This is a genomic window from Longibaculum muris, assembly GCF_004343035.1.
Taxonomy (GTDB): domain Bacteria; phylum Bacillota_I; class Bacilli_A; order Erysipelotrichales; family Coprobacillaceae; genus Longibaculum; species Longibaculum muris.
In genome coordinates, this window is sequence record NZ_SMCQ01000017.1 from 17,499 (window position 1) to 37,805 (window position 20,307).

21 protein-coding genes and 1 other annotated feature are annotated in these 20,307 nt (G+C 29.7%); of the genes, 7 read left to right on the forward strand and 14 right to left on the reverse strand.

What is annotated here, in order from left to right:
• Nucleotides 1-36: 36 nt before the first annotated feature.
• Nucleotides 37-459: a MarR family winged helix-turn-helix transcriptional regulator gene (locus EDD60_RS11050; RefSeq protein WP_066449695.1), complete on the reverse strand. Its 423-nt coding sequence runs from the start codon at nucleotides 457-459 to the stop codon at nucleotides 37-39.
• A gap of 211 nt (nucleotides 460-670) precedes the next feature.
• Between EDD60_RS11050 and EDD60_RS11055 the strand changes: the two genes are divergently transcribed.
• Nucleotides 671-1,990, forward strand: a complete 1,320-nt coding sequence (locus EDD60_RS11055) for an amidohydrolase (protein ID WP_066449698.1) — start codon at nucleotides 671-673, stop codon at nucleotides 1,988-1,990.
• Here EDD60_RS11055 and EDD60_RS11060 read toward each other — a convergent pair whose 3' ends face one another.
• The 4 genes from EDD60_RS11060 to EDD60_RS11075 form a co-directional block, all read right to left on the reverse strand.
• A complete protein-coding gene (locus EDD60_RS11060; RefSeq protein WP_132226412.1) occupies nucleotides 1,991-3,217 on the reverse strand; it encodes a DEAD/DEAH box helicase in 1,227 nt (408 codons plus the stop codon).
• A gap of 79 nt (nucleotides 3,218-3,296) precedes the next feature.
• Nucleotides 3,297-4,091, reverse strand: a complete 795-nt coding sequence (locus EDD60_RS11065) for a YwqG family protein (protein ID WP_066449702.1) — start codon at nucleotides 4,089-4,091, stop codon at nucleotides 3,297-3,299.
• Nucleotides 4,092-4,116: 25 nt separating this feature from the next.
• Complete coding sequence (locus EDD60_RS11070; RefSeq protein ID WP_066449705.1) at nucleotides 4,117-4,359, reverse strand: cell division protein SepF; 243 nt, start codon at nucleotides 4,357-4,359, stop codon at nucleotides 4,117-4,119.
• A 1-nt stretch (nucleotide 4,360) separates the two neighbouring features.
• The gene (locus EDD60_RS11075) at nucleotides 4,361-5,011 is read right to left on the reverse strand and encodes a YggS family pyridoxal phosphate-dependent enzyme (RefSeq protein WP_066449707.1); all 651 of its coding nucleotides are present in this window, start codon (nucleotides 5,009-5,011) and stop codon (nucleotides 4,361-4,363) included.
• A gap of 113 nt (nucleotides 5,012-5,124) precedes the next feature.
• Here EDD60_RS11075 and EDD60_RS11080 point away from each other — a divergent pair, with 113 nt between their 5' ends.
• Complete coding sequence (locus EDD60_RS11080; RefSeq protein WP_066449710.1) at nucleotides 5,125-6,081, forward strand: hypothetical protein; 957 nt, start codon at nucleotides 5,125-5,127, stop codon at nucleotides 6,079-6,081.
• A gap of 11 nt (nucleotides 6,082-6,092) precedes the next feature.
• Here the strand turns inward: EDD60_RS11080 and EDD60_RS11085 are convergent, their stop codons facing one another.
• The 7 genes from EDD60_RS11085 to EDD60_RS11115 form a co-directional block, all read right to left on the reverse strand.
• Entirely contained in the window at nucleotides 6,093-6,629 is a 537-nt protein-coding gene (locus EDD60_RS11085) for a S24/S26 family peptidase (protein WP_066449716.1), read from the reverse strand.
• Between the two features lie 54 nt (nucleotides 6,630-6,683).
• Nucleotides 6,684-7,178, reverse strand: a complete 495-nt coding sequence (locus tag EDD60_RS11090; RefSeq protein WP_066449717.1) for a hypothetical protein — start codon at nucleotides 7,176-7,178, stop codon at nucleotides 6,684-6,686.
• Between the two features lie 135 nt (nucleotides 7,179-7,313).
• Nucleotides 7,314-8,231: a LysR family transcriptional regulator gene (locus EDD60_RS11095; protein ID WP_066449720.1), complete on the reverse strand. Its 918-nt coding sequence runs from the start codon at nucleotides 8,229-8,231 to the stop codon at nucleotides 7,314-7,316.
• A 100-nt stretch (nucleotides 8,232-8,331) separates the two neighbouring features.
• Nucleotides 8,332-8,922 (reverse strand): hypothetical protein, encoded by a 591-nt coding sequence (locus tag EDD60_RS11100; RefSeq protein ID WP_066449722.1) that lies wholly within the window; start codon nucleotides 8,920-8,922, stop codon nucleotides 8,332-8,334.
• Between the two features lie 72 nt (nucleotides 8,923-8,994).
• Entirely contained in the window at nucleotides 8,995-10,917 is a 1,923-nt protein-coding gene (metG, locus tag EDD60_RS11105; protein WP_132226413.1) for a methionine--tRNA ligase, read from the reverse strand.
• Between the two features lie 37 nt (nucleotides 10,918-10,954).
• Nucleotides 10,955-11,150 (reverse strand) — a binding site (T-box leader).
• 588 nt (nucleotides 11,151-11,738) lie between these two features.
• The gene (gene pfkA, locus EDD60_RS11110) at nucleotides 11,739-12,698 is read right to left on the reverse strand and encodes a 6-phosphofructokinase (RefSeq protein ID WP_066449793.1); all 960 of its coding nucleotides are present in this window, start codon (nucleotides 12,696-12,698) and stop codon (nucleotides 11,739-11,741) included.
• Nucleotides 12,699-12,711: 13 nt separating this feature from the next.
• Nucleotides 12,712-13,467: a cell division protein FtsQ/DivIB gene (locus EDD60_RS11115; protein ID WP_066449734.1), complete on the reverse strand. Its 756-nt coding sequence runs from the start codon at nucleotides 13,465-13,467 to the stop codon at nucleotides 12,712-12,714.
• A gap of 176 nt (nucleotides 13,468-13,643) precedes the next feature.
• Here EDD60_RS11115 and EDD60_RS11120 point away from each other — a divergent pair, with 176 nt between their 5' ends.
• The 4 genes from EDD60_RS11120 (at nucleotide 13,644) to EDD60_RS11135 (ending at nucleotide 17,023) form a co-directional block, all read left to right on the forward strand.
• On the forward strand, nucleotides 13,644-14,102 hold the full coding sequence (locus EDD60_RS11120; RefSeq protein ID WP_066449735.1) for a hypothetical protein: 459 nt from the start codon (nucleotides 13,644-13,646) through the stop codon (nucleotides 14,100-14,102).
• Between the two features lie 13 nt (nucleotides 14,103-14,115).
• Nucleotides 14,116-15,285 carry an iron-containing alcohol dehydrogenase gene (locus tag EDD60_RS11125; protein ID WP_066449737.1) on the forward strand — a complete coding sequence of 390 codons (1,170 nt, stop codon included), beginning with the start codon at nucleotides 14,116-14,118 and terminating at the stop codon, nucleotides 15,283-15,285.
• Nucleotides 15,275-16,645: an aldehyde dehydrogenase gene (locus EDD60_RS11130; RefSeq protein ID WP_066449740.1), complete on the forward strand. Its 1,371-nt coding sequence runs from the start codon at nucleotides 15,275-15,277 to the stop codon at nucleotides 16,643-16,645. The genes EDD60_RS11125 and EDD60_RS11130 overlap by 11 nt, the downstream gene beginning before the upstream one ends.
• Before the next feature lie 75 nt (nucleotides 16,646-16,720).
• Nucleotides 16,721-17,023: a PTS sugar transporter subunit IIB gene (locus tag EDD60_RS11135; protein ID WP_066449742.1), complete on the forward strand. Its 303-nt coding sequence runs from the start codon at nucleotides 16,721-16,723 to the stop codon at nucleotides 17,021-17,023.
• A gap of 48 nt (nucleotides 17,024-17,071) precedes the next feature.
• Here EDD60_RS11135 and EDD60_RS11140 read toward each other — a convergent pair whose 3' ends face one another.
• Complete coding sequence (locus EDD60_RS11140) at nucleotides 17,072-18,484, reverse strand: polysaccharide deacetylase family protein (RefSeq protein ID WP_066449744.1); 1,413 nt, start codon at nucleotides 18,482-18,484, stop codon at nucleotides 17,072-17,074.
• Between the two features lie 195 nt (nucleotides 18,485-18,679).
• On the opposite strand from EDD60_RS11140, the gene EDD60_RS11145 reads away from it, so the two are divergent.
• Nucleotides 18,680-19,882 (forward strand): DUF401 family protein, encoded by a 1,203-nt coding sequence (locus tag EDD60_RS11145; protein WP_132226414.1) that lies wholly within the window; start codon nucleotides 18,680-18,682, stop codon nucleotides 19,880-19,882.
• A gap of 28 nt (nucleotides 19,883-19,910) precedes the next feature.
• On the opposite strand, the gene EDD60_RS11150 is transcribed toward EDD60_RS11145, so the two are convergent.
• Nucleotides 19,911-20,288: a winged helix-turn-helix transcriptional regulator gene (locus tag EDD60_RS11150; protein ID WP_066449747.1), complete on the reverse strand. Its 378-nt coding sequence runs from the start codon at nucleotides 20,286-20,288 to the stop codon at nucleotides 19,911-19,913.
• Nucleotides 20,289-20,307 lie beyond the last annotated feature (19 nt).

Here is a 20,307-nt window from a genome sequence, read left to right on the forward strand (position 1 = left end):
ATCTTCTCTTTATTTCAAACATTATGCCCATAAATTTTATCCAATCAAACCAGATATACGTTTACAGATTCTCACATATTCTAAGGCATCCTTTTCGCCTAACTGGCTTAGCATATGACTAATATGATGAATCATTTCATCTCTACGAGTCATCGCAAATTCTTTTCCTTTATCGGTAATATAGACTTGTATTTTTCTTTTATCATTAAGATCACTTATTCTTTGAATATATTCTTTACGTGATAAGCTATTTAAAATAGCTGCCACCCTTGATGTATTGACATCTAACGCATGACTAATTTCACCAGCATTAGCACCATCTTTTTCATCAATTAAATACAGCAGGACTGCCAGTTCTCCACGTTTGATTTCAGCAATATTATATTGAACAATTCTTCCTGCCTTTTCTGTTTTTGTAATGTATTGAATAAGTTCTTCTGCATAATTTTCGTAGTTCATATTTTACCTCACACTATGAGCATTTTATACTCCTTTATATTTTTTGTCAATCCTTTTGTTTTTTTATAGAAATTTAGACAATTTGATTAGTTTTTGTTGAATTATAAATATATACGAGCAAGCTACATTGACACTATTTCAAAAAAGAGTCATCATATATTTGATGTCATTTTTTAATCTTGGTACAATAGAATAAAGGAAGTGAATTGATATGTATGAAAAAATTAAAGAGCTTTCTACTCTCTATTATCCAGATACAGTAAAAATGCGTAGAGACCTACACAAATATGCTGAAAGAGGTTGGTTAGAATTAAGAACAGCTTGTATAATAGCAAGTGAATTAGAAAGATTGGGATATCAGGTTTTAGCAGGTGAGGATATTATGAATAAAGAAGCTAGAATGGGAGTTCCACCTGAAACCATTTTACATTTAAATTATCGTCGTGCTCAAAAAGAAGGAGCTAATCCAAAATATCTTGAAAAAGTAAAAATGGGAATGAGTGGCGTTGCCGGGGTTTTGAAAAATGGAGATGGTCCAACAATTGCATTAAGATTTGATATTGATGCTTTGGGATTGATTGAAGAAAATTCATTATCTCATTTTCCTTATAAAAATGGGTTTTCATCTGTTCATTTAGGGGCAATGCATGCTTGTGGTCATGATGGACATACTGCGATTGGCCTTACAACAGCAAGAATCCTGATGGATATTAAAGAAAATATTCATGGTACTATTAAACTGATCTTTCAACCTGCTGAAGAAGGTGTAAGAGGGGCAAAATGTATTGCTGAGAGTGGTTTTTTAGATGATGTTGATTATATATTGGCAGCTCATATTATGCCACAGAATAGTCAAAAGTATGATTTGTATTTTGGGATGAATGATTCCTTTGCAACAACTAAGTTAGATGTTATTTATCATGGGGTATCAACACATGCGGCTGAATCGCCACAGTTTGGTAAAAATGCTTTGCTTTCAGCGGCTAATTGTATTATCAATCTCCATTCCATTCCTCGTAACAGTGATGGTTGTACCCGCGTCAATGTTGGAACTGTTCATGCAGGGACAGGACGAAATGTTGTTCCTGAAACAGCCAAATTAGAGATTGAAGTACGTGGGGTTACGAGTGAATTAAATCGATATATGGAAATTTATGCTCGCGATATTATTCAGGCTTCAGCACTTATGCATGATACTGTTGTTGAGGTTGAGGAAAAAGGAAAAGCTTATGCATTAAATTGTGATGAGGAATTTATGAATCAGATTAGACAGCTTTGTGAAGAATATTTATCTGATTTAAAGCTACCTAAAAAAAATCTTAGTCCACTTGGAGGAAGTGATGATTTTTCTTATATGATGGAAAGAGTTCAAGCTCATGGAGGTAAAGCCACTTATATGAAATTGTTGACACCTATGGTATCTTCACCACATAATGATTCTTTTGATTTTAATGAAAAAGTTCTAGAAAAAGGTCCTAGAATCTTTGCTAGTATTGTTTATGGTTTACAAAAAGAAAAAGATAATTTGTGATTATCTTTTTTTATTTTGACGATAATTTCGTCTATTGGGTTTATGTTTAGGTTTTGATTTTGTTTCTTTTTTTACTGGTTCACTTAAATCTTTCATTGGATAATAAGGATTATCAACAACTGGGATTTCTTGCTTAATAAATTTTTCAATCGCTTTTAAATCAGCTTTTTCATCATAACAACAAAATGTAATCGCACTTCCTTGTGCTCCAGCTCTCGCCGTTCTTCCAATCCTATGTACATAGCTCTCACTTTCATGTGGAACATCAAAATTAATGACATGAGTTAATTCATCAATATCAATCCCTCTTGCTGCAATATCCGTTGCCACCAAGATACGTGCTTTATCATTTTTAAAATTATTTAAGGCACGAACTCTAGCATTTTGAGATTTCCCACCATGAATTGTTTCAGCTGTAATCTTAGCACGATTTAATTTCTTACATAAAGTATCTGCATTTCTTTGAGTTCTTACAAAAACAATCGCATTATAAATTTCATTGCCTTCTAATAATTTTAATAACAGTTTTGCTTTATTCACTTTATCTACATAATATAAAGATTGATTAATCTTTTCTACAGTCACATTCCCTGAACTGACCATAACTTTTTTTGGATTAACTAAAATTTCATCAACCAAATGTTTAATCTCATTTGGTAAAGTTGCACTAAACATCATTGTTTGTTTTTGTCTAGGAAGCAACTTAATAATCTGTCTAATATCTCTAATAAATCCCATATCTAACATACGATCCGCTTCATCTAAAACAAAATATTCAATATGACTCAAATCTAACAACCCTTGTTTATGTAAATCTTTCAAACGACCTGGTGTTGCAACTAAAATATCAATCCCTCGATTAATCTTTGTCACTTGCTGAGATTGTCCTACACCACCAAAAATAACTGTTGACTTTAAATTAACAAAAGATCTAAATGCTTGAAATGTTTCATCTATTTGAATAGCTAGTTCTCTTGTTGGCGCTAAAATAAGAGCTTTGATTGTACGGGGATATTTATCTGCTTCATCTCTTAAATATAACTTTTGTAAAATAGGTAATGCAAAAGCAGCTGTTTTTCCAGTTCCCGTTTTTGCGCATCCAAATAAATCATGTCCTTCTAATAAAACTGGAATCGCTTGTTGTTGTATTGGGGATGCTTCTTTATAATTCATTTGATTGACAGCTTCAATCAAAGGTTCTATTAATTCTAATTCATTAAATTTCATTAAGGTCCTCTTTTCTTTTCTATTCGCCTCAGTATAACACATATTTCAGTAGAAACCTAATAAAATAATTGGGATCATTCTAACAACAATCCCAATTATATAAAACTCTACTAAAATCTAATTTTCTCAAATCTTCTAAAGTCATAAAGAAATTCGCAACACCACAATCTCCCCACATAATCTCTTGATCATCAATATTATCTGAATCTATTTGTAATAGTAACACTTGATAATCTTCCATTTCTCCCTCACGTGGATCAAACTGTGTAAAGAAAGGATATCCTCCTATTCTATGACCACTATTATTGAGTTGGTCATAAATAATATCTATATCTTGATCTTCTAAATCTTGAAAAGTTTCAATTAAATCATCTGGATAACATTCATTCCATAGTTTTGTAAATACACTATCAAATTGATAATCTGAAGGTGATAATGCTTGTTTTGTTAATTGAAAATCCAATCCAAATTCATTAGATATAGGAAAATAAAAATCTTCATTTGTTGTAATTTGATATTTACTTAAAATATCAACTTGCGTAATTGTTTCATCAATATGAGAATAATAGATAACTTCATAATCATCTGGTAATCCAACGATATCATTATCTAATGCCCAAAATTGTAACATTCCTTCTCTTGGTAAGCCTAGTTGATTTTTAGGTAAATCATCCATACGTATTTGTGCCAACAAACGATATTGTTCGTCTTTATCATTTGTAGGAACATTTTGATTTTTTGGTATATAAGGTATACCACCAAACTTACTATCTGTAATTCTTAATTGATTTGTATTTATATTAATAGAAATTGTTTCTCTTTCTGTTTTCTCTTGAAATACATTAAGAAACTCTTTTATCTTTTCTTGACTCATATATTATCCCCTATCTCTACTATATTTAAAGATTTTCATCAGGTATTTCAACTTCTGCTTTAGGAACACAAAGATATGTAAAACTATTAATTTGTTGAATCTGTCCACCAATAATATAAAGACCACCACATAAAAAATCAATCACTCTTTGAGCTTCTGTTCTTTCAACATTTTCAATATCTAATATAACTCGATATCCTTCTTGAATTTGATCTAAAACATCAACAGCTTCACTATAGCTTCTGACTTTATAGATAATCTCTTTCATCTTATTCATCCTCCTGAAACAATGCTCTACCAATTCTAACAATTGTCGCTCCTTCTTCTAAAGCAACTTTATAATCTTGTGACATTCCCATTGATAATTCATTTAATGGATATTGTGGATAAGCATTCTTTAATCTATCTAATAATTGTTTTGTCTTTTGAAAATAAATACGCGTATCTTCTACTTCAATATTTGGTGCCATCATCATTAATCCATCAACAATTAAATGCGAACAATTCTTCAAATACGCCATAACATTATCCATATCATCTTCATCAAATCCATGCTTACTTTCTTCCCTAGCAATATTCACTTGTAATAAAATATGTACCTCAATATCCCTTTTACTTGCTTGTTTCTCTAATTCATCAAGCAAACCATAATCATTAACAGAATGAATCAAATCAACTTTATCAATAATATATTTAACCTTATTCTTTTGTAAAGTCCCAATAAAATGCCAATGCCCCTGTCCATGATACTTTTCATATTTATCCATAAATGCTTGAACTCTATTTTCACCAAAATAAAAACAACCACATTTTTCTAATTCTTCTATTTCCTTTTCATCAACATATTTAGTTGCTGCTACTAATTTAGCAGGTGATACATCTTTTAATATTTCTTTTACTGCTTGTTGATTTACTTTCATGTCTTTTCACCTCTAAAGATATTATATATCTTTTTTATAATTTTACTATACTTAATCTCAAAATGTTCACATAGATATGTTACAATAGAAACCATAGAAAGGATGATTCAGATATGAATGATTTACTTGAAAGATATTTAGGTGCAGTTTGTTCGTATTTTCTAGGCTTTAAGAAAAAAAGAGTCTATGATGATTTAAAATATCATATACAATCATCAGTACATCAATATGATGACTTAGAAGATTTACTTGTTAACTATGGTCATCCTAGAAGTATTGCATTAAGCTATGGCTATAGACCTATTATCCAGCATATCTTTAATCCTAAAGTCGTCAGTATTATTGAAAGAATTGTCTTATTAATTTCTGGTATTTATCTATTCTTTTCTACACTTTTTTATCTTGAACAATTTAACTGCTTACCTTTTCAAGATTCACATCAAGTCATCGCTACTTTAAATACATCTAATATTATTGCTTTATTACTATCACATCCATTTCTAGTTATGATAAGTATTGCTGTGATTGCTATTATATCACTCATATTAGCAGATCAAAAATATAAAGTCTCTCAAGAAATAGATCCTCTATGGTCTTTACAAAAACTCTATGACTTACCACATCAATCACATTATCCTAGTCATGTTGCTGAAACAATCTTTATGATTATCTTCACAATATTCTTTATCTTTTATTCTATTTTCTTTTCAAGAGATATCATTATACAAATTCAACATGAATCCTATCAAATGATACATTTAATGACTTATTTCTTTCAACCATTCATTATGATAATCTTTGTAGATTATATCATTGATATAACTAAAAAAATATATACTAAAAAATATCTAAAATACAGTACACTCATTAACTTATTTACTTTAATTTCACTAACAATCTTTGTTGTTAATTCAGGATTCCTACATGATTACCTATTACCATTAAATATCAATATCAATTACACATTTGTTAATTTCTTTATCATAGGAGCCTTAATCATGATTTATACAATTTCATTATATAAACTCTTAAGAAACCTTAAATCATATCGTTCCTTATTTAGAAGCTAAAGGGTATTGCATCACGCAGTACCCTTTACTAATTTCTCTTTTTCTTCCCATCTTTGTTGAATTAACCTATTAACTAAATATATAACAAGTAACTCACCATATAAAATAAACCCAAACGTACTCTTTAAAAACAAAAACACTTTCCCTAAAAACGGAATATGATAAACATAAGTCCCTAAAATATCACTTCTCTTAGTTTCATAATTATCATAAAAATCTTTCCCCTCAGCCTGTGTCCTATAATAAAGATTCCCATCATTACCTATTTGTGTTTCTCTAAAATAATGTGTCAACAAAATGTCATCCCCAAAACGATTCGCTTGAAATGTTACAATCGTATTAGGTGCTATTTCTACATCTTCAGGTATCAACTTTGTTAAAACCAAAGAAAATGTAGGAATTGTTGGTTCCATACTATCCGTCATAACTGTGTATAAACGATATCCAGTTATCTTGGCAACCTTATCAGGAAAGTAAACAATTGTCACAAGACAAAAGATAAACTCTATCATAAATATTGTAGATATAAATCTCTTAATACTTCTCATTGTTTACTCTCCTTTCTTTGTTGACAAAAAAACCGTCTTAAGACGGTTTTAAAACTATTGAATTTTAGCCATTACATCAACCGATAAATCTTTACCTGCATGATTATCATCTTTAGGTGTTAACTCTATCGTATATTTATTTTCCTTTTCAACTGAAGAATCTGTTGCTGTTACTCCAGTTTGTGTAACGCCTTCATTTCCAGTAGCTCCTTTAATAGAAATTGTAAAATCATTTGCTAAATCAATTTTTTCTGTATCATCCTTTTCATATACTTTAACATTTGTAATCTCCAATGAAGTTATTGCCTTTGTAGTTACATCATTAACTTCAAATGTAACATCACTTGAATAAGTAGGAGCATCTGTACTTAATGTGTTATCTGCTGTTGTATATGTTACAGGATTTGCTGAAGAAAGTTTAACAGGACTTGCAAGACTAAGTGTTCCTGTATTAGTTGCATCTAATTGATCCCAAACTGCAAATGTGAAAGCTGATGTTCCTACAACGGCGATTGCTGTTGCTAATGAAAGTATTGTACTCTTTTTCATAATATTTTTCCTCCTCTAAATTTTATTATTATGTGGGTATTTACCGTCTTGTTTTTACACCTACATTGTATGACAAAATAGAGGGTTTGTATAATACTTATATATAGATACCTAGTTATGTGATTTTATACATAGCTACATGTGTGAATAGTTATCATAAATGATATCTAAAAAGATTTTAGCTGCATTTGATAATACTGTTCTTTTTCTTTTTATAATAACAAAGCTTTTTGTTATGTGACAATTTTTGAATTGTAGGCTTTTAATATGAGAATGTTTTAATTCTTCGATTTGCCATTTGTTTCCTAACATAATTGCATTAGCATGATTAATCATATTGATAATTGCATGGTAATTACTCATGGTAATGGTTGTTTTGAATTGTTTTAATGGGATATCATCTATGGTTAAGGAAAAGTTGAGTTCTGAAAAGAAATCATATGGTAAGTGGATAAGAGGAAAGTCTAATAAGTCTTTGACATCTATTTCTTCTTTGTGGGATAATGGATTGTTTTCATTGATATGTACATAGAGTGGTCCTGTTCCTAGGATTTCTATTTCTATGTCTTTGATTTCTGCCATTTTTTTAAAGATAGTTAATTGGATATCATTAAGAATAGTTATACCTATTTCAGATTTCATATCAATAACATTTTGTAAGACTTCTTCAGCAGTTGTTTCTAAAAATTTTATTTCTGTTTCTGCACTATTTATTCGTTTATAGAAATTTAAGATAAGATCATCTCTTAAAAAGATAGAATCTACGGATATTGATAATTGACTATAGATTTGATCTTCATCTAGTTCTTTTATTCTTTCTAAGACTTTGAATTGTTCTAAGATTGACTTTGAATAATAATATAATAGTTTCCCTGTAGGTGTTAAGGTTACGCCTCGATTATTTCTTTCTAATATCTGTTTTCCCATTTCTTCTTCTAAAGCATGTATAGAACGGCTTAGATTGGGCTGTGATATGTATAGTTTTTCTGCTGCTTTATTGATACTCCCACAATCAATAACTTCAACAAATTGAAACAATTGCTCCTTCCTCATATATTTCATCCTTTCCTTATAATAATATTCTATCATATCGATTATATCTGACAAAACAAAATCGAATATTACAAAAAAACAATGCCTTATTGACATTGTTTTAAATATTTCCTTCTTCTAATGCTCTAAAAAAGTCTTTAGCTTCATTATGGATATTAACTTTTTTTGTTTCTTCTACAACATACCATGTTAATTCATAATCTTGAATGATAATAGGAATTCTTTTTCCACATCTATATAAGAAATAATCTTCTTCTATCAATTGTTTTGCAACTTCACTTACAACTTGCAATAATTCATAATATCCAACTGGTCCTTTTCCAATATAACGCATTTTCTCATCATAACAATCAGGATCCTCATAACCAATATTTTCTATTCCCTCTTGTCTATACCATTCAAATAAAACTTCCAACCCTTCATCATCTAATATTTCTGTTTCTTCCATTTCTAAAAAAGCAAAATTCCATCTTTCTTCACTATATAAACCAGTATCATCTCCACTATAATTTTCTCTAAAAAAAGTTTCATTATTCATAGAAATATTAAATACTGATACATTAGAATATTCCTTATATTCATATGCTTCATTTGAGTAAATAAAAAATGTAATAGAATAAGCATCACTTAAATCCCACTCATCCATTGTTTTCTTAACTTTCTGATACAAATACTCCTTTAAATTAATCATTATATTGTCTCCTTTTTTTATATTTTACTATATATTTTATAAAATTGGAAAGAAAAAAGCTGCCTAAGCAGCTTATCTAATCTTTGTACCATTTGGTAAACTTTGTACTGTTGCAAGTTCAAGAACTTTTTTCTTAGATCCTGCTAAAATCATACCTTGAGATTCTACTCCTCTTAATTTAGCAGGTTTTAAATTAGCAACAACGATAACCTTTTTACCAATCATTTCTTCTGGTGTATAGAAATCAGCAATTCCTGATACAATTTGTCTTGTTTCTTTTCCAATATTAATTTGAGAAACTAATAATTTATCTGCATCTGGATGTTTTTCACATTTTTCTACTGTTCCTACAACTAATTCAACTTTTGCAAAGTCATCAATTGTAATTTGATTTTCTTCTTCTTTTGGTTCTTCTTTTTTAGGTTGTAATGCTTCAACTTTCTTTTCTACTTCTTTTGGATCTAGTCTAGCAAATAATTGTTGAGGTTTATCTGTAACTTTTGTTCCTACTTTATATAAACCAAATGTTGTTAAGTCTTTAAATTCTCTTTGATCTGTATTGATTTGATCTAAAATCTTTGTAGATGTTGAAGGCATATATGGTTCTAATGCAATAGCAGCAAAACGGATAGCTTCAATTAAGTTATAAAGAACTGTTGCTAAACGATCTTTTTTATCTTCTTCTTTAGCTAAAGCCCAAGGCATTGTATCATCAATATATTTATTTGTTCTTCTTAATAAAACAAAGATTTCATCTAATGCTTTTGATGCTTTATATTCATCCATTAAATCTTGTACCTTTTGAGGCATTGCTAAAGCAATTTCTTTTAATTCATCATCAACAGGTTCATTAACACCCGGATTTGTAACAATACCATCAAAGTATTTATTAGTCATTGCAATTGTTCTATTAACTAAGTTACCTAAGATATTTGCTAAATCAGAGTTAATACGTTCTACCAATAAATCCCAAGTAATACTTCCATCATTATCATAAGGAATTTCATGTAAAACATAATATCTTACAGCATCAACTCCAAAGATATTCACTAAATCATCAGCATAAATAACATTTCCTTTAGATTTAGACATTTTACTTTCACCTTGTAATAACCAAGGATGTCCAAAGACTTGTTTTGGTAATGGAATATCTAATGCCATTAACATAATTGGCCAATAGATTGTATGGAATCTCACAATATCTTTACCAATTAAATGTAAATCAGCAGGCCAATATTTCTTATATAATTCACCATGATTCCCATCTACATCATATCCAAGTCCAGTAATATAGTTTGTTAATGCATCAATCCATACATAAACAACATGTTTTGAATCAAAGTCTACAGGAATTGACCAAGTAAATGAAGTACGTGAAACACATAAATCTTGTAAACCTGGTTTTAAGAAGTTATTCATCATTTCATTTTTTCTAGATACTGGTTGAATAAATTCTGGATGATCTTCAATATGTTTAATTAAACGATCAGCATATTTAGATAATTTAAAGAAGTATGCTTCTTCTTTAGCATCATGAACTTCTCCACCACAGTCAGGACATTTTCCATCAACTAATTGTGATTCTGTAAAGAATGATTCACAAGCTGTACAGTATTTTCCTTCATAATGACCTAAATAGATATCTCCTTGATCATATAATTTCTTAAAGATTTTTTGAACTTGTTTCACATGATATTCATCTGTTGTTCTCATGAAACGATCATATGTTGTATTCATTAAATCCCAAATATTTTTAACGACTGCTGCTTTTTCATCAACAAATTGTTTAGGTGGGATTCCAGCTTCATTTGCTTTTATTTCAATCTTTTGTCCATGTTCATCAGTTCCTGTTTGAAAATAAACATTATACCCTTCTTGTCTTTTACTTCTTGCGATTGCATCAGCTAAAATAATTTCATATGTATTACCAATATGAGGTTTTCCTGAAGTATAAGTAATCGCTGTTGTTAAATAATAATCTTTTGGATCTTTCATTTTATCTTTCTCCTTTCAATAAAAAAACGTCCTTATATAAAAGGACGTAAATATACGCGGTACCACCTTTTTTACACCAAAGTGTCTCTCAAAACTTTAACGCAGTTAACGTTTATCCCTAACTATTCGAGATAACAGCTCCCAGACCATCTTCATAAAAGTTATGTACTGATTTACACCATCCATCAGCTCTCTTTAACGCCCTTTTAATCTTTTCTGTTCTTCGCTTTTTTCTACCATTTAACCTTAACAAATATCACTTTTAAAGTCAATATTATCTCTTATATTTTTAAAATTATCATTAATTTCTCTTGATTTTCTATAATCCATCTCACGCTTATTTTCCTATTCCTTTTATTCATCAGTATTTTAGCGTTTTTCATGAGACTTTTATAAGAAAATCATGCGTCATATTTGTCATCAACTTGAGACTCACACCATGACTTTCCATGATACAATAACCCTATCATCAGACTCGACAGTTAATGGGAAGGAGCTGTTAACCCATGTTGGAGATTTTTATTTCTTTTGGAGTTGCTGTCGTGGCAGATGTTGTTGCTGATATCATCTGTAAATGGTTAGATAGCAGAAATGATGATTAGCCAAAAAATTATACTAATTCATTGAACAATTGATATCTTTTGGAGTTACTATTATGGAAAATATTGCTGCTGATATCAGATAGCAAAAATGATGATTAACTCAATTGAAAACCAGGCTGGCGCGCCTGGTTTTCTTTTTTTCCCATGTTAGAGTTTTCTTCTCGAAAAAATAATAACATAATCTTTTCGATACTTCAAGTATAATTACTAACCAACAAATTATACTAACTCATTAAATAATTGATACATTCTTTCTTGAATTTCACTAACATCATTTAATGCATCTTCAATTTTTCTTGCAACAATATGATTATCTTTCTTACATACACAATAACCACTTTGATGATTCAATAAGAGTTCTACTGCATATTGTCCCATTTGTGAAGCAAGAATACGATCTTGAGGAACAGGACTTCCTCCTCTTTGAATATGTCCTAAAACAATTGAACGCCCAGAAAAATGGGTTTCCTTAGAAATTCTTTCTGCTAATTTTTCAACATCTATCATTTTTTCACTAGCAATAATTATAGCATGTTTCTTGCCTTGTTGTTTTTCATAATAATCCATCATCTGAATAATATAATCTTCATCATATCCTGTATTCTTAGTAATAATAAATTCACTACCACAAGCAATCCCAGAATATAAAGCCAATGAATCTTTATGATTCCCCATCACTTCAATCACAAAACAACGATGATGTGAACTTGATGTATCTCTTAATTTATTCACTGCATCAACAATATTATAAAGCGCTGTATGAAAACCAATTGTTTCATCAGTTCCATTAATATCATTATCAATTGTTCCTGGTATACCTACACAACATATTCCTTTTTGTGATAATTCTAGTGCTCCTCGATAAGTTCCATCCCCACCTATCACAATCAATCCTTCAATTCCTCTTTCTTTTAATTGATTGATAGCCTGCATCTGTACTTGATCTTCTTTAAATTCTGGTAAACGAGATGAACCCAAAATAGTTCCTCCACGACTTAAAATCTCTGAAACATCTATATTCTTTAATTTCTCTATCTTTCCATTAACCAAACCTGTATATCCATCGTAAATTCCATAAACTTCTACGCCTTTACGACTCGCCACTCGCATAATTGCACGAATCGCTGCATTCATTCCTGGAGCATCTCCACCTGATGTTAAAACGGCAATCTTTTTCATTTTCATACCTCCTTTATTGACAAGATCTTGTATATACATTTCTCCCTTCAATACTAAAATAACATGCATTTTTATGTTCATTTTTAAGTGCTTCATAACTAAATTGATGGGTATTTAATTTTGTCGCTACATCTTCTACTCTTACATAGACAACTTTGTTATCTTTCATTAAACATTTTAATCTAGTTGGATCAGCTGCTTGTGGTTCTAATATAATATCACTCATCTCATTTTGCATAAGAGTTGGTACTTTATAAAACCCTCTAGCAAATTCTTCTAACATTGTTTTTGATTGAAAGTTTTGAATATAGGGAAGGACTTTTAATTCATCTCTTTGTTTTGACTGACGAACTTCTACTATTCTTCCTATATCATTAATCGCGTAAATTTTATTATTCAAACTGGCATATGCTATAGGAGTGGCTTCTTCTACACCAATCACAACATTTCCAATTAAATCTATATCTATTGAAGCTTTTTTTATTGTAGGTAACTGCTTAATTTCTTTTATTACTTTTTCCTTATTAATAAAAAAATAATAAGATGATGGTTTGATTGATATGTGTTTTAATATTTCTTGTTGGGGAGTTTGATGGACTCCTTCAATCTTAATAGATTTCACCCTTGGATAATCACTTATCAAAAACATAGTAATCATAATGAAAATAAATAAAGATATAATAACTTTGACTTTTCTTTTGAGTTTTTTCTTTTTTCTTTGTTTATATGTCTTTTGAACAGGGTTCTCATTATATTCATTATAACTCATGAAAATCACTTCCTTTGAAAGATATTTTAACATGAATTTAATACTTTGACTATTTCATTCATATCTTTTGAATATAAGATAAAGTCATGTCATAATGATTATAGGGTTGATATTTATTGAAAATCAGTGTATATTGTTGAAAATACTTAAAATTTTGAAAGTAAGTAGGTGAAAGTATGAAAAAGATGTTAATTTGGATTATTATGCAGTTTCTATATCGTGGAATGAAAGTTCTTTATCATGAAGATAAGCGTATGAAAGAGGAATTTGATGGATGGAACAAGGATAAAGTCATTCAATTAAGAGTTAATCATGGTCCTTCAATTACAATTGCTTATGCTTATTTGAAAGGATTGTCTAAGGTTCATCGTCATCCTGATATTGTGATTACGTTTAAGAGTATTGATACAGCTTTAATGGTATTTACTGGACAAATGAGTGTAAAGCAAGCTTATTTAGAACATCGTTTTTCTTTAAAGGGAGATGTATTTGAGAGTATGCGTTTTGTAAGATGTGTTGATTTAACTGAGACTTATTTATTTCCTCGTTTTATGACGAAACGTATTTTTAATCATTATGAGAAGAAATATAAACCAAGTCTTTGGATTTATTTGAAAGCTATTTTAACTTTATAAGGAGGAATCTTTTATGTATTTTGAATTTATTAATAAGACAAAGTTATGTGCTGGGGAACATGCTTTAAGTCATTTGGAATATGAATGTCATCAATATCATATGAAACATCCATTGATTATTACTGATGAAGTGCTTTATCAATTGAAATATATTGATATAATTAAGAAATATTTGTTTGTTGATTATAGTCTTTATACACATGTACCTGTAGATTCTTCTATTCATGTTATTGAAGATATTCATAAGTTTTATATTGAAGAAGAATGTGATGGTGTCATTGCTGTTGGTGGAGGAAGTGTTTTAGATACAGCTAAAGGTGTTGTTTTGATGTTATCACATGAATGTGATTCTATTGAAGATATTTTGGGATTTGAGGATTTAAAGAAGGGACTTGATATTCCTTTCTTTGCGATTCCTTCAACAAGTGGAACTGGGAGTGAAGCTACTTGTGTAGCCGTGGTTAGTCATCCTGAAAAACAAGTAAAATTAGAAATTATATCTCAACATGTTCAAAGTGATGTTGCTTTCTTAGATCCTTTACTGACAACCAACCTCCCATTAAAAACAACTGCTTCTACTTCTATCGATGCCTTGGTTCACGCTATTGAAGCTTATAGTTGTTCACAAAAAAATCCATTAAGTGATACTTATGCCATGAGTGCCATATCACTTATATCACAAAACTTACTACCAACTATTCATAAACCTAAAGATCAAAATTTACGTTTTCAACTTTCTTTAGCTTCTTATTTAGCTGGTGCAGCTTTTTCTAATTCTATGGTGGGAATTGTCCATGCGATTGGTCATGCCTTAGGTGCTGTTTGTCATATTCCTCATGGTGATGCAATGAGTATGTTATTGATTCCTTGTATGAAGTTTAATCTTGATGTAAATCATGAATTATATGGTGATATCTTACTTTATTTAGGAGAAAAAGAACTTTATGCCAAAACACCTCATGAACAATTAGCACAACAAACAATTGAAGTCATTGAAAAATTACTTCATCAATTACATGATGAAGTTCAGTTACCTATTTCTTTATCTAGTATTTCTGATTTAAATGAACATATTGAAGATATTGCCCAAAGAGCTTTGAATGATGGAGCCTTAATAGTTAATCAAAAGTATGTAACACATGAAGATATTATAAATATATTGGAGGGTTATTATGGATATTAAAGAATTAGTTGAAATGCAAAGAAATTATTATATGACATTACAAACAAAAGATATTGATCAAAGAATAAAGACAATTGAAAATATTAAGATATGGATATTAGAACATCAAAATCGTATTATTGAAGCATTAAAGAAAGATTTAAATAAAGATGCAACTGAATCATATATGTGTGAAATAGGTTTAGTCTTAAGTGAGATCAATTATCAATTAAAACATATCAAAAAATGGTCTAAACCAAAAAGAGTGAAAACTCCATTAGCACAATTTTATGGAACAAGTTATGAAACATATGAACCTTATGGAGTCTGTTTGGTCATGAGTCCTTGGAATTATCCATTTATGTTGTCAATTGAGCCTGCAATTGGTGCTATTGCTGCTGGAAATACTGTCATCATTAAACCAAGTGCTTATGCTCCCCATGTTTCTCATATTATTAAACAGATGATTGAGGAATCATGTGATGAAAAATGGGTTGCTGTGGTTGAAGGTGGACGTGCTGAAAATACTGAGTTATTAGAACAACGTTTTGATTATATTTTCTTTACTGGTAGTGTTAATGTTGGAAAGTTAGTTATGGAAAAAGCAAGTCGTTATTTAACTCCTGTGACGCTTGAATTAGGTGGTAAGAGTCCTTGTATTGTTGATGATGATAAGAGTTTGAAATTAGCAGCGAAACGTATTGCTTTTGGTAAGTTTTTAAATGCTGGTCAAACTTGTGTAGCCCCTGATTATTTACTGATTAAAGAAGAACTTAAAGATTCTTTTATTGAAGCTATAAGGGATGTTATTTATGAGTTCTTTGGAGAAAATCCAATTGAAAATAAGCAATTAGTTAAAATTATTAATCAGAAACATTTTGAACGTTTATCTCATTTACTTGAAAATCAAGATATTGTGATTGGTGGAAAATTTGATGAAAGACATTTAAAAATATCTCCAACTGTAGTTGATCATGTTGATGGTGATAACTCTTTAATGCAAGAAGAAATCTTTGGTCCTATTTTACCTATTATAACTTATCATAATATTCATGAAGCTATCCATTTTATTAATCAAAGAGAAAAACCTTTAGCTTTCTATATTTTCTCATCACAAAAAGAAGTTCAGGATTTATTATTGAAATCTTGTAGTTTTGGTGGTGGATGTATTAATGATACAATTATTCATCTTGCGACAAGTGAATTAGGTTTTGGTGGAGTTGGTCATAGTGGTATGGGTTCTTATCATGGTAAAAAGAGTTTTGAAACATTTTCTCATACACGTTCTATCGTTAAGAAAGCAACCTGGATTGATTTACCTTTAAGATATTATCCTTATACTCCTTTAAAAGATAAAATGATTCGTTTATTTGTAAAGTAATTTCATTTTTTGAAAATCATAAGCAATTTATTCGTGGTATAGTAAAATATATAATAAATTAAGGGAGGAAAGACAATGATTAAAATCATGTTATGTTGTGCATCAGGGATGTCAACAAGTTTATTAGTTGAAAAAATGAAGAAAGCTGCTCAAGAACAAGGTGTTGAAACTGAAATTTGGGCAGTTGGAGCAAATGAAGTTAAAGCCAATGCTGGTAAAGCAGATATTATTTTATTAGGCCCACAAGTACGTTATGCTCAAAAAACAATTGAAGCAGAAGCTGGTGGAGTTCCAGTTGCTAATATTGAAATGCGTGATTATGGAACAATGAATGGTAAAGCTGTTTTAAAACAAGCTTTAGATATTGTTAATAAATAATTTAAAATGCAAGAAACAGAGTCATATCTGAATTTCTTGCATTTTTTATTAATTATTAACATGTTGATGTGGTGTAAATGAACTATCATCAATAGCTTTAAAAGTATAACCTAAAGCTTGGTAATGTTCTATGATCTTTGGCAAAGCTTGAACTGTTGTTGATTTTGCAGCTGTATCATGGGCAAGGATCATAATATTTTGAGAATGACTTGCTGTTCCATTTTTAATTAATTGACTGACTGCCACATTATTTCCTGAGGCATCTCCTGTACTCGCATTCCAATCATAATATTGATATCCTCTATTTTGTACTTCTTTAGCTAAAGTACTCATAATACCTTTACAATAATGTCTTGATACTGTATTTGATGCTCCTCCTGGAAAACGGATATACTTAGGAACAAAACCAATTTGTCCTTTAACCATTTGTCCTATTTTATCAAGGTCATTAAAATAAGCAGTTGTTGAAGCATAAATTTGTTTATAGTTATGTGTATATGTATGAAGTCCAATAGTATGTCCTTTATCATGAGCTTGTTTAATAAGATAATTATATTTCTTTCCATTTCCCGTAACAAAGAAAGTTGCTTTGGCATTGTATTTATCTAAAATATTCAAAATCTTTGCAGTATTTGCTGATGGTCCATCATCAAATGTTAAATAAACAATCTTATTACCATTTTGTCCTACTGATTGGATAGGTTTATTTTCAACAACAGTCACTTTCTTTGTATATTTATTTTGATTACCAGCTTTATCAGTAACCGTATAAATAACATCATATGTTCCTACTTTTGAAAGATTGACTTGTTTAGAATTGACTTCTATCTTAGGTTCAGGATCACGATTATCTTTTGCTTTTATACCAGAAAGATAATTTATTTTATGTCCTACTTCTACAGTTAAATCTTTTAATCCAGTTAATGTAGGTTTTTCTTCATCTTTTACAATTTTTATAGTGGCTTCTTTTTCTGTTTGATTATTTGCTTCATCACTTACAACAATTATAACTTTATATTCACCTGCTTTATTCAATGGATATTCTTCTTTAAAAGCAACAGTTGTTTTTGTTTCATCCTTAAGATTTGTTATGAAATCTTCAGGTTTTACATTTGTTCCTAAGTCAACATCTAAATCTTTAATATCAAATGTAGGTGCCTTTGTATCTACAACCTCAACATCTAAATTATATGTTTTATCACCTATTTGATATTCAATCGTATATTGACCTAAACGATGATTATCAACCTTAGAACTATTAATTTTCACATCATCTATAGAATGATGCTTCACTTCTTTAATAAAAGACTTTGCATCAAAATCATCATTAATCTCTATTTTCTCAACACTTTTCTTAAACACAATTGATGGTTGATTAAAAAAATAAAACAATCCTATACCCATCCCAATAACAACAATAATACCTATACCCATAATTATTTTTTTCTTCTGTTTTTTCATATCTATCATCCTCGTTCTCTACATCTTCATTATATCCCTTTTATATGACTTTTCTAAGACCATTTCTCTTTTTTCTTCATTTTATGACATATAACTCACAAATTCATTGGTCACTCATAAATTTCATAGTATCTTCAAATTTTATATCAAATATTTTAGAATAAATGAGAATTTGAAATAAAGGGAGGATTATTTATGTTAGTTGTTTATTTAGGGATTGTTTTTTTAACAATTGTTATACTCATAGCAATAAAAAGACCACTTTATCAAGCAATCCTTGGTGGTCTCATTATGTTAGTTATACTTTATCAAATTCCTATTGGTGATGCTTGTATCCAAGTTACTCATGTCTTTACTCATTGGGATTCTTTTCAAATTCTCATTTCTTTGTATTTAATTACTTTCTTACAAAGAATGCTAGAAACAAGACAACAGATTAAATTAGCACAACAAGATTTAAATGGTTTATTTCATAATCGACGTATCAATGCAGGTGGAGCACCTTTATTTATTGGTTTACTTCCTTCAGCTGCAGCCATGATTTTATGTGGTGATATTGTTAAAGAGGCAACAGATGGATATCTAGATTCAAAAGATCAGGCTTTTACTGCAAGTTGGTTTCGTCATATTCCTGAAAGTACCTTACCAACTTATGCAGCTGTATTATTAATGGCTAATATATCTGGGGTTCCTTTATCTGAATTTATCATTGGTATGATTGTTCCTATTTGTGCATTATCATTCATTGGTTATTTTTCTATACTACGTAAGATTCCTAAAGATCCTGGTGTAGAAAGGAGTCAAAATAGATGGTTGGATTTTATTCATTTGTTTCAACATTTATGGTCTTTACTTGCTATTATAGTTTTTATTCTTGTTTTTAAGTTATCAGTTGTTAGTGCTGTTTTGATTGTTATTGTATTGTGTATTTTTATTTATCATTTCCATATTGATGAATTGCTACCAATGGTTAAAAGTTCTTTTGAAAAGAAAATGATACTGAATACTTTTTTAGTTTTGGTATTAAAAGAATTGATTGCTTATACTGGAGTATTAGAAGTTTTACCAGAAATGCTTTTAACTTTACCTATTCCATCTTATTTAGTCTTTGTTATATTGTTCTTTGTTGGTGGTATTATTAGTGGATCTAGTGGTATTATTGCTTTAGGAACACCTATAGCATTTGCTACAATACCAGGAGGTATGCCATTAATGGTGCTATTAATGTGTATATGTCATGGAGCCAGTCAATTATCACCAACACATATTTGTTTAGTTGTTGCTGCAGATTATTTCCATGTAAGTTTAGGCGATTTGATTCGTAAAACATTACCTAAAACTTTGTTATTTTGTTTCATTGCTATTATCTATTACAATATACTTATTTTGATTTATTAAAAAAATGGCTTTTTACAAAGTCATTTTTTTATTCTTTATAATCACATTTTTGACATTGAATCATAGTATTCTCACTATCTTCTCGATAATATATACCTGACCATTTACAAATACTTTGTAGAATAGGAACCACTGATTGACCTTTAGGTGTTAGTGAGTATTCAACACGAGGTGGAATTTCATCATAAGAATGACGTTCTATCATTTGATTTTGAATTAATTCTTTAAGCATTGAAGCTAAAACAGCATCTGTAATATTTCCCATTTCTTTTCTGAGTTCACTATAACGTAAAACATCTTTTTTAGCTAATACACAAATAATACGTGATTTCCATTTACCGCCAAAGATTTCTAAACCATATTCTAAAGGACAACGAATATCTTTTTCTAATTTATGTTGATACATCTTACTCCCTCCAATACAA

Excerpts from the sequence above, each read along its gene's own strand:
- EDD60_RS11095 (WP_066449720.1), bottom strand. The coding sequence starts at position 8,231 with ATGAGGAAGGAGCAATTGTTTCAATTTGTTGAAGTTATTGATTGTGGG.
- EDD60_RS11080 (WP_066449710.1), top strand. The coding sequence starts at position 5,125 with ATGAATGATTTACTTGAAAGATATTTAGGTGCAGTTTGTTCGTATTTT.
- EDD60_RS11140 (WP_066449744.1), bottom strand. The coding sequence starts at position 18,484 with ATGAAAAAACAGAAGAAAAAAATAATTATGGGTATAGGTATTATTGTT.
- EDD60_RS11085 (WP_066449716.1), bottom strand. The coding sequence starts at position 6,629 with ATGAGAAGTATTAAGAGATTTATATCTACAATATTTATGATAGAGTTT.
- EDD60_RS11120 (WP_066449735.1), top strand. The coding sequence starts at position 13,644 with ATGAAAAAGATGTTAATTTGGATTATTATGCAGTTTCTATATCGTGGA.
- EDD60_RS11070 (WP_066449705.1), bottom strand. The coding sequence starts at position 4,359 with ATGAAAGAGATTATCTATAAAGTCAGAAGCTATAGTGAAGCTGTTGAT.
- EDD60_RS11100 (WP_066449722.1), bottom strand. The coding sequence starts at position 8,922 with ATGATTAATTTAAAGGAGTATTTGTATCAGAAAGTTAAGAAAACAATG.
- metG (WP_132226413.1), bottom strand. The coding sequence starts at position 10,917 with ATGAAAGATCCAAAAGATTATTATTTAACAACAGCGATTACTTATACT.
- EDD60_RS11065 (WP_066449702.1), bottom strand. The coding sequence starts at position 4,091 with ATGAGTCAAGAAAAGATAAAAGAGTTTCTTAATGTATTTCAAGAGAAA.
- EDD60_RS11050 (WP_066449695.1), bottom strand. The coding sequence starts at position 459 with ATGAACTACGAAAATTATGCAGAAGAACTTATTCAATACATTACAAAA.
- EDD60_RS11060 (WP_132226412.1), bottom strand. The coding sequence starts at position 3,217 with ATGAAATTTAATGAATTAGAATTAATAGAACCTTTGATTGAAGCTGTC.
- EDD60_RS11090 (WP_066449717.1), bottom strand. The coding sequence starts at position 7,178 with ATGAAAAAGAGTACAATACTTTCATTAGCAACAGCAATCGCCGTTGTA.
- EDD60_RS11130 (WP_066449740.1), top strand. The coding sequence starts at position 15,275 with ATGGATATTAAAGAATTAGTTGAAATGCAAAGAAATTATTATATGACA.
- EDD60_RS11115 (WP_066449734.1), bottom strand. The coding sequence starts at position 13,467 with ATGAGTTATAATGAATATAATGAGAACCCTGTTCAAAAGACATATAAA.
- EDD60_RS11150 (WP_066449747.1), bottom strand. The coding sequence starts at position 20,288 with ATGTATCAACATAAATTAGAAAAAGATATTCGTTGTCCTTTAGAATAT.
- pfkA (WP_066449793.1), bottom strand. The coding sequence starts at position 12,698 with ATGAAAAAGATTGCCGTTTTAACATCAGGTGGAGATGCTCCAGGAATG.
- EDD60_RS11055 (WP_066449698.1), top strand. The coding sequence starts at position 671 with ATGTATGAAAAAATTAAAGAGCTTTCTACTCTCTATTATCCAGATACA.
- EDD60_RS11125 (WP_066449737.1), top strand. The coding sequence starts at position 14,116 with ATGTATTTTGAATTTATTAATAAGACAAAGTTATGTGCTGGGGAACAT.
- EDD60_RS11145 (WP_132226414.1), top strand. The coding sequence starts at position 18,680 with ATGTTAGTTGTTTATTTAGGGATTGTTTTTTTAACAATTGTTATACTC.
- EDD60_RS11135 (WP_066449742.1), top strand. The coding sequence starts at position 16,721 with ATGATTAAAATCATGTTATGTTGTGCATCAGGGATGTCAACAAGTTTA.
- EDD60_RS11075 (WP_066449707.1), bottom strand. The coding sequence starts at position 5,011 with ATGAAAGTAAATCAACAAGCAGTAAAAGAAATATTAAAAGATGTATCA.